Raw genomic sequence first — 1,244 nt, 5'->3', positions numbered from 1 at the left:
GCACCCGAACCCGCGCACCCGGACTAGCGCACGCGAACCCGCGCACCGGAAGCCGCGCACCCGAACCCGCGCACATGAACTCGCGCGCCCGCCCCGCCACCTGCGCCAGCCCCGGCCCCGGTCTCTCGGCGGCACGATCCCCGCACGGGCCCTCACGTGCGGCGGCGTGCACCGGGGCGGGTGCGAACTGCGGTGGACACCTCTGGGCCGGGAGCGGCGGGGCGCATAGGGTGGGCCTCCGGTGGCAGTAGAGGTTCAGGAGGCTGTGGATGTCCGAGCGGAAGCCCATCGAGTCGTGGCTCACCGACATGGACGGGGTGCTCATCCACGAGGGCGTCCCGATCCCCGGCGCGGAGGAGTTCATCAAGCGCCTGAAGGACAAGGACCGTCCGTTCCTGGTCCTGACCAACAACTCCATCTACACGCCCCGCGACCTCCAGGCCCGGCTCCGCCGGATGGGTCTGGACGTGCCGGTGGAGAACATCTGGACCTCCGCCCTGGCGACCGCCCAGTTCCTCGACGACCAGCGGCCCGGCGGCACCGCCTACGCCATCGGCGAGGCGGGCCTGACGACCGCGCTGCACGACATCGGGTACGTGCTCACCGACCACGACCCCGACTACGTCGTCCTCGGCGAGACCCGCACCTACTCCTTCGAGGCGATGACCAAGGCCGTCCGGCTGATCAACGGCGGCGCCCGGTTCATCGCCACCAACCCCGACGAGACCGGCCCCTCCACCGAGGGACCGCTCCCCGCGACCGGCTCGGTGGCCGCCCTGATCACCCGCGCCACCGGCAAGCAGCCGTACTTCGCCGGCAAGCCCAACCCGCTGATGATGCGCACCGGCCTCAACCGGCTCGGCGCGCACTCGGAGAGCTCCGCCATGATCGGCGACCGGATGGACACCGACGTGCTGGCCGGCATGGAGGCGGGCATGCGCACCTACCTGGTGCTCACCGGCTCGACCGGCAAGGACCAGGTGGAGAACTACCCGTTCCGCCCCTCCGAGGTCGTCGGCTCGATCGCGGACATCGTCGACCTCGTGTGACCCGCCGGGGCGGGGCCACCGCACCCCGCCCCGACCGGCCCCGGCACCGCACGACGGGCGCGCGCTGCTCCGAACGGGCGGCGCGCGCACGTTCGTTCGTGGCATACCCGGCACGGTCCCGATGCGGGACGGCGCGGTCCGGGGGAGCCTCCTGGTAACGGGAGGTTCGTGATGGGTGCACTACGTACGACGCTC

The 1,244-nt window shown here is 72.3% G+C and carries 1 protein-coding gene; it reads left to right on the top strand.

The window, feature by feature from the left end; translation table 11 throughout:
* Nucleotides 1–269 precede the first annotated feature (269 nt).
* Nucleotides 270–1,049 (top strand): HAD-IIA family hydrolase, encoded by a 780-nt coding sequence (locus tag HW445_RS31540; protein ID WP_151775030.1) that lies wholly within the window; start codon nucleotides 270–272, stop codon nucleotides 1,047–1,049.
* The last annotated feature ends 195 nt before the right edge of the window (nucleotides 1,050–1,244 follow it).

This window comes from Streptomyces sp. UH6 (genome assembly GCF_013421635.1).
Lineage (GTDB): Bacteria > Actinomycetota > Actinomycetes > Streptomycetales > Streptomycetaceae > Streptomyces > Streptomyces abyssomicinicus.
Note: the sequence above shows the minus strand (reverse complement) of the source record. Positions and strands in the feature narration are given on the sequence as shown.